Genomic DNA, 7114 nt, shown 5'->3' with positions numbered 1-7114 from the left:
GCCCTGCCCGCCCCTACTTGCTGTCGAACAGCAGGGCGAGGCGCGTCATCTGCGGCTCGTCGGTCATGTCGAGGCGCAGGGGGGTGACGGAGATGCGGCCTTCGTCCAGCGCGCGCAGGTCGGAGCCGGGGGAGGTCTCGAAGATGCGGCGCTCGAAGGCGATCCAGTAATAAGGATTGCCCCGTCCGTCGCGCCGCTCGTCGATGCGCATGAGGCGCTGGTCGCGCTTGCCCTGGAAAGTGGCGGCGATGCCGGCGATCTCGTCCGGCGCGCGGTCCGGGAAGTTCACATTCATCACGATGCCGGGCGGGATGCCCTCGCCCAGCAGGGTGCGGATGATCTTCGGCGCGTGGGTCTCGGCGGTGATGTAGTTGGGGTTTTCGCGGGTCTTGATGCCGAAGGCCTGCGACAAAGCGATGGAGGAAATGCCGAGGATGGTGCCCTCGATGGCCCCCGCCACCGTGCCGGAATAGCTCACGTCCTCGGCGATGTTCTGGCCCCGGTTGACGCCGGAGAGCACGAGGTCGGGCGGGGTATCGGCCAGGATGTGGCGCACCGCCATGATGACGCAGTCCGTGGGCGTGCCCTTCACCGCAAAGCGGCGCTCCTCGATCTGCCTGAGGCGCAGCGGATCGGATAAGGAGAGTGAGTGGGCGACGCCGGACTGGTCGAACTCCGGCGCCACCACCCACACGTCGTCGGTGAAGCTCTGGGCGATGCGGACGCAGGCTTCGAGGCCCGCCGCGTGGATGCCGTCGTCATTGGTGACCAGAATGCGCATCTTCCATTCCTCTTCGCGGCCCAGCAGGCCGTTTTCCGTGCGCTCCCGCCCCCTCCCAACCCTCCCCCGCAAGCGGGAGAGGGCTTACATCGCTCCGGCATTGGGGGCCGCGCTTTCCATGGCAGCCGTGTTGCTCCCTCTCCCGCTTGCGGGGGAGGGCTGGGGAGGGGGCCGCGCTGCGGCGGCCCCTGTCACCCCTATTTCAGCTTCTCGACGGTCTTCAGCCCGCCCATATAGGGCAGCAGTGCATCCGGAACTGTGACGGCGCCGTTCTCCTGCTGGTAGGTCTCCAGCACCGCCACCAGCGCGCGGCCCACCGCCACGCCGGAGCCGTTCAGCGTGTGGACGAAGCGCGGTCCCTTCCCTTCAGCGGGGCGGTAGCGGGCATTCATGCGCCGGGCCTGGAAATCGCCGCACACCGAGCAGGAGGAGATTTCGCGGAACGCCCCCTGCCCCGGCAGCCACACCTCGATGTCGTAGGTCTTCTGCGAGGCGAAGCCCATGTCGCCGGTGCAGAGCGTGACCACGCGATAATGCAGGTCCAGCTTCTTCAGCACCGCCTCGGCACAGGCGAGCATGCGCTCGTGCTCCTCGGCGGACTTCTCCGGCGTGGTGATGGAGACCAGCTCCACCTTGGTGAACTGGTGCTGGCGGATCATGCCCCGCGTATCCCGCCCCGCCGCACCCGCCTCGGCCCGGAAACAGGGCGTGCAGGCGGTGAGGCGCAGGGGCAGCTCTTCCTCGGAGAGGATGCTTTCGCGGACGAGGTTGGTGAGGGGGACTTCGGCGGTGGGGATGAGCCAGCGCCGAGAAATGTCAATCCAACGGTCGAGCCTCTTCGTCCCATCACCCACTAAACTCAACGCTGCCTCAGGATATTCAGAAGCGTCAGGGGCTGAAATGTCAGAAAACTGCGATTTGATTTGGTGAAATGTGAGCCCATCAATTACGCCGAATTGGTCTTCCTCAAACTTCGGCAGCTGCGCCGTGCCGAACATCGCGTCATCCCGCACCAGCAACGGCGGATTCACTTCCATGTAGCCACCGATGCCGTCCTGCTCTGGCGCCGTATGCGTATCCAGGAAGAACTGCCCCAGCGCACGCTCCAGCCGGGCCAGCGGGCCCTTGTTCACCACGAAGCGGGCGCCGGAGAGCTTGGCGGCAGTCTCGAAATCCATCTGGCCGAGGGCTTCGCCCACCTCGAAATGCTGCTTCGGGGTGAAGGCATAGGAGCGCGCCGCGCCGAAGCGGCTCTTCTCCACATTGTCGTGCTCGTCCGCACCCGGCGGCACCTCGGCGAGCGGGGCGTTCGGAATGGCGGCAAGCTCGCCGTTCAGTTCCGCCTCAAGGCGCTTGGCCTCGGCCTCCAGCGCCGGAACCTTCTCCTTCAGCTCGGCCACCTCGGCCATGAGGGCGGCGGCGGTGGCCTCGTCCTTCCTGGCCTTGGCCTGGCCGATCTCCTTGGAGGCGGCATTGCGGCGGGCGAGCAGGGTTTCCAGCTGGGTCAGGGTGGCGCGGCGCGCCTCGTCGAGGCCGCGCAGCTTGCCCACCAGTGCCTCGGCCGCCGACTTCGACTCGTCGGACCCGCCGCCGCGCCGCACCAGCGCGTTGATGAGCCCTTCCGGCTCGTCCCGGATCCATTTGATGTCGTGCATGGCAAGGCTCCGCCGCATGGGGGCAGCGCCGGACCATCCGCACCACCGTCATGCCCGGCCTTGTGCCGGGCATCCACGCCGGGCCGACTGCACCAGATTGAGGGTGCGCGTCCCGGCCCATCCGCGTGGATGGCCGGGTCAAGCCCGGCCATGACGCATGGGGGAGAACCACCGCGCGCCCAGAAAATTCCAACGATCCGGAAGCCCCGCCGTCAGTCGGCTGTCGCGGCGTCGGCCGCGTTCCGCGCCGCCTCTGCCGCCAGCCGCCGCTTCTCGACGATGCCCACCAGATAGACCGACACCTCGTAGAGAAGCAGCGTCGGCAGGGCAAGGGAGAGCTGGCTGATCACGTCCGGCGGGGTGAGCACCGCCGCCGCGATGAACACGCCCACGATGGCGTAGCGGCGGGTCTTCTTCAGCATGTCCTGCGTCACCACCCCGATCTGCCCGAGCAGGGTCAGGATCACCGGAAGCTGGAAGCAGATGCCGAAGGCCAGGATGAGCGTGGTGATGAGGGACAGATATTCCGACACGCGCGGCAGCAGCGAGATCTCCGCCTTGCCGTCCCCGCCGGCCTGCTGCATGCCCAGGAAGTAGGTCATGGCCAGCGGCATGGCGACGAAATAGACGAAGGCCGCGCCGATGAGGAAGCAGATGGGCGTGGCGATGAGATAGGGCCGGAAGGCGTTCTTCTCGTGCTTGTAGAGCCCCGGCGCCACGAACATGTAGACCTGCGTCGCCACCACCGGGAACGAGATGAACGCCGCCCCGAACATGCCGAGCTTGATCTGGGTGAACAGGAATTCCTGCGGCGCCGTGTAGATGAGCTTCACGCCCGGCGCGAAGCCGGATGCAAACTCATAGGGCCAAAGCAGGATGTTGTAGATCTGCTTGGCGAACATGAAGCAGATGAAGAAGGCCACGAGAAAGGCGATCAGCGACTTGATCAGCCGCGACCGCAGTTCGATCAGGTGCTCTATCAGCGGGGCCTTGGAGGCGTCGATGTCGTCCTCGTCGCTCATGACGCGCTCTTGGTCTCACCGGCGGCGGGGGCGGAAACGGAATCGGCCGGCAGCGTGACCGGCACGGGTGTGGTCTTTTCAAGCGACCGGCGGATCTCCTCCCGGATCGCCGCCATGGGGTCGGGTTCCGGCAGGGCCTCGGGCGGGGCGGCAACCTCCGGCAGGGGCGCAGCCTCGGGCGCGGGGGCCTGAGGCGCGGCCGGCGGCGGATTGCCGCCTTCCACCGTGTTGCGGATCTCCTCGCGGATGGAGCGCAGCGGGTCGAACATCTCGGAGGTGGCGAGGGTGGAGCGCGCGCTCTCGGTCACATCCGAGATTTCCTTGCGCATGTCGGCAAGGTCGGCCTCGCGCAGGGCCTCCTGGAACTGGCCCTGGAACTCGCCGGCCATGCGGCGCAGCTTCGTGACCGTGCGGCCAACGGTGCGCAGCACCGAAGGCAACTCTTTTGGGCCGATGACGATCAGCGCAACTATGCCGATCAGCATCAGCTCGGACCAGCCGATCTCGAACATGAGCGCCTGCACCCGGCGGCCGGAGCCACCGCCCTCCTCCAGGGTTTAAGGGGAAGCCCGCCGTCAGACGGGCTTCTTCTCGGCCTCGGCGGCGCTGGTGGTCTGGCTCGGAAGGGGGCGCGGCGCCTCCGGCGGAGCGGCAGGAGCCTTCGCGGGCTCTTCGTCCTCTGCCAGGCCCTTCTTGAAGGACTTGATGCCCTTCGCGACGTCGCCCATGAGGTCGGAGATCTTGCCGCGACCGAACAGGAGGAGCACCACGGCCAGCACCACGATCCAGTGCCAGATGCTCAACGAACCCATTTAACGTCCTCCAAGGAAGCTCTTCTCGCCCCGGCGCCCTTACGACGAAGACCACGCACGGATTTTCTCGGACGGCGACACTAGGCCCCGCCCGCGGCGAAAACAAGGACGTCGCCGGGATCGACCACAAGCCCCACCTCGTCGCCCTTCTGCGCCGGGCCAGCATCCCTCAGGCGGATCACGAGCGGACGCTCCAGGCCGTCCACGATCACTTCCACGAGATCGAGCTCGCCCAGGAAGCGCCGCTCCACCATCCGGCCCGGAATGCCGCGGCCCGCGGGCGCGAGCGCGATGCCCTGCGGGCGTATGGCGACCACGACGGTGCCGTCCTTCATGTCCGGCGGCGCCGGGAAACGGCCCAGCGGCGTCTCCACCTGCCCGTCCTGCGCCATTGCCTCGATCTCGTTCAGCTCGCAGAAGAAGCGCGCGACGCCGAGATCCGCCGGCCGGCGGTAAAGCTCCGCCGGCGCGCCGAGCTGCACCATCTCGCCCTTGCGCAGCAGCGCGATGCGGTCGGCGAGCCGCATGGCCTCTTCCGGATCGTGGGTGACGATGATGGCGGTGGCCTTCGCGTCGCGCAGCACCGCCAGCGTGTCGGCGCGGACCTGGTCGCGCAGGCGCTTGTCGAGGCCGGAGAACGGCTCGTCGAGCAACAGGATGCCCGGACGCGGCGCCATGGCGCGGGCCAGCGCGATGCGCTGCTGCTGGCCGCCGGACAATTCGTGGGGATAGGCGTCGGCGAGGTCGGCGAGGTCCACGCGGGCGAGCGCGAGGCGCGCTTCGTGCTCCGCATCCGCCCGCTTCAGGGCGCCGAGGCCGAACAGCACGTTCTCCAGATTGGTCAGGTGGGGAAACAGAGCATAGTCCTGGAACACCAGTCCCACGCCCCGCCGCTCCGGCGGCACGAAAGGCCCCTGCCCGGCCACGGGCTCGCCGTCGATGAGGATGCGGCCCCGGTCCGGCCGCTCGATGCCGGCGGCAAGGCGCAGCAGCGAGGTCTTGCCGCACCCCGACTGGCCGAGCAGGCACAGCACCTCCCCCGGCTTCACGGCGAGGCTCACGCCCTTCACCGCCGGCACGCCGCCATAGGAAAGTTCAACAGCATCGAAGGCGAGGCCCTTGGCGATGGCGGCGGGCGTGCGGCTGCGCACTGGATTGGTCTCCACGATGTCGTCGATCAGCACCGCAACTCTTCCTTTGAGGCGCTAGAGCACGCGTGATCCGATCAGACCTGATCGGGTCACACTCTAGGCCGGTTTGTCCGCCCCATCCTCGACCGCCTCCGCGTCGGTGTCGTCCTCCGAGGGGGGCGGCGAAAGGGTGAAATCGAGGGCTTCGAGCTCCAGCGCCTCCTCGTCCTCCCTCAGGGTGGGGTCGTCGGAGGGCAGCGGCATGGCGAAGCCCGCCGCCAGTCGCCCGTCGATGAGGCCGGCGCCCTTCATCTCGTCGAGGCCCGGCAGGTCCTGCACCGCATCAAGCCCGAACTGGACCAGGAAGGCAGGAGTGGTGCCATAGGTCACGGGGCGGCCGGGCGCCTTGCGGCGGCCCCGCAGGCGCACCCAACCGGTTTCCAGCAGCACGTCCAGCGTGCCCTTGGAGGTGGAGACGCCGCGGATCTCCTCGATCTCCGCCCGCGTCACCGGCTGGTGGTAGGCGACGATGGCCAGGACCTCGATGGCGGCACGCGACAGCTTGCGGGCCTCGGGCACGGGACCCGCCACCACGCGCGCGAGGTCCGGCGCGGTGCGCAGCATCCAGCCGCCGGCAGCCTTCATGATGTTGACGCCACGCCGGGCATAGTCCGCCGTCAGCGCATCCATCAGCACGTCCAGGTCCGCTTCCTTGGACAGATGCGGCTTGAGCGCCCGCGCGTCCACCGGCCCCGATGAGGTGAAGAGCAGCGCCTCGATCACGCGCAGGTCGCGTGCGAAGGCATAGGCGCGCTCGTCCTCCGGACGCACGTCGAACAGGTCGATGCGCGGTGCGGGCCGGTTCATGTCTCCTCTCCGGACGCCGGACGCGGCGTCTCAAGCGGCAGGATGGGCTCCGCCGGGCGGGGCCGCAGCCACAGGGGGGCGAAGGGGGCATCCTGCCGGATGTCCAGCATGCCTTCGCGCACCATCTCGAGGCTGGCCGAAAAGCTCGATGCGAGCGCGGTTGCCCGCTGCTCGGGTTGAGCCATGTAATCTAGCAGGAATTGGTCGAGCCGCATCCACTGGCCCACGGCATCCGCCCCCAGCAGCCGTTCCAGCCGCCCCCGCGCCTCGGCCAGCGACCAGACCGCCCGCGTCTTGAGCGTGACGTGGGACAGCACCTGGGTCTGCCGCTGGCGGGCATAGGCCGACAGGAGATCATAGAGGGTGGCGGTCCACACGGTATAGAGCGGCTCGCCGGTAGCGGGCGGCACGGCGCGGGCGAACATGTCGCGGCCGAGCTGGGGACGCGCCATCAGCTCTTCCGCCGCCTTGCGGATGCGCTCCAGGTGCCGCAGGCGCCGGGTGAAGGCCGCGGCCAGTTCCTCGGCGCTCGGCCCGTCCTCCTGCGGCGGGGCCGGCAGGAGCAGGCGGGATTTGAGATAAGCCAGCCAGGCCGCCATCACCAGATAGTCGGCGGCCAGCTCCAGCCGGCCGCGCCGGGCTTCCTCGATGAAGGTGAGATACTGGTCCGCCAGCGCCAGGATGGAAATGCGGGTGAGGTCCACCTTCTGGGTGCGGGCCAGGGCGAGCAGCAGGTCGAGGGGCCCCTCGAAGCCGTCCACATCCACCATGAAGGCCTCGCCGGACCCGGCCTCGACGCGGTCCGCGCCAGCCTCGAAGGGGTCCGGTGCGACCTCGCCCGTCATGG

The 7114-nt window shown here is 68.5% G+C and carries 8 protein-coding genes; all 8 read right to left on the bottom strand.

Annotation, left to right across the window (positions count from 1 at the left end):
• Positions 1 to 13: 13 nt before the first annotated feature.
• Entirely contained in the window at positions 14 to 781 is a 768-nt protein-coding gene (gene surE, locus K9U40_RS05780) for a 5'/3'-nucleotidase SurE (RefSeq protein ID WP_282889259.1), read from the bottom strand.
• Between the two features lie 197 nt (positions 782 to 978).
• Positions 979 to 2436 (bottom strand): serine--tRNA ligase, encoded by a 1458-nt coding sequence (gene serS / locus K9U40_RS05775; protein WP_282889258.1) that lies wholly within the window; start codon positions 2434 to 2436, stop codon positions 979 to 981.
• A gap of 212 nt (positions 2437 to 2648) precedes the next feature.
• The gene (gene tatC / locus K9U40_RS05770; RefSeq protein WP_282889257.1) at positions 2649 to 3458 is read right to left on the bottom strand and encodes a twin-arginine translocase subunit TatC; all 810 of its coding nucleotides are present in this window, start codon (positions 3456 to 3458) and stop codon (positions 2649 to 2651) included.
• Positions 3455 to 3970: a Sec-independent protein translocase protein TatB gene (gene tatB, locus K9U40_RS05765; RefSeq protein ID WP_282889256.1), complete on the bottom strand. Its 516-nt coding sequence runs from the start codon at positions 3968 to 3970 to the stop codon at positions 3455 to 3457. The genes tatC and tatB overlap by 4 nt, the downstream gene beginning before the upstream one ends.
• Positions 3971 to 4033: 63 nt before the next feature.
• Positions 4034 to 4270 carry a twin-arginine translocase TatA/TatE family subunit gene (locus K9U40_RS05760; protein ID WP_282889255.1) on the bottom strand — a complete coding sequence of 79 codons (237 nt, stop codon included), beginning with the start codon at positions 4268 to 4270 and terminating at the stop codon, positions 4034 to 4036.
• 80 nt (positions 4271 to 4350) lie between these two features.
• The gene (locus K9U40_RS05755) at positions 4351 to 5448 is read right to left on the bottom strand and encodes an ABC transporter ATP-binding protein (protein ID WP_414115000.1); all 1098 of its coding nucleotides are present in this window, start codon (positions 5446 to 5448) and stop codon (positions 4351 to 4353) included.
• A gap of 69 nt (positions 5449 to 5517) precedes the next feature.
• A complete protein-coding gene (gene scpB / locus K9U40_RS05750) occupies positions 5518 to 6267 on the bottom strand; it encodes an SMC-Scp complex subunit ScpB (protein ID WP_282889253.1) in 750 nt (249 codons plus the stop codon).
• Positions 6264 to 7112 (bottom strand): segregation and condensation protein A, encoded by an 849-nt coding sequence (locus K9U40_RS05745; RefSeq protein WP_282889252.1) that lies wholly within the window; start codon positions 7110 to 7112, stop codon positions 6264 to 6266. The genes scpB and K9U40_RS05745 overlap by 4 nt, the downstream gene beginning before the upstream one ends.
• Between the last annotated feature and the right edge of the window lie 2 nt (positions 7113 to 7114).

The sequence above is a fragment of the Xanthobacter autotrophicus genome, assembly GCF_030015065.1.
Taxonomy (GTDB): domain Bacteria; phylum Pseudomonadota; class Alphaproteobacteria; order Rhizobiales; family Xanthobacteraceae; genus Xanthobacter; species Xanthobacter autotrophicus_D.
This window is presented reverse-complemented; position numbering and strand designations above follow the sequence as displayed.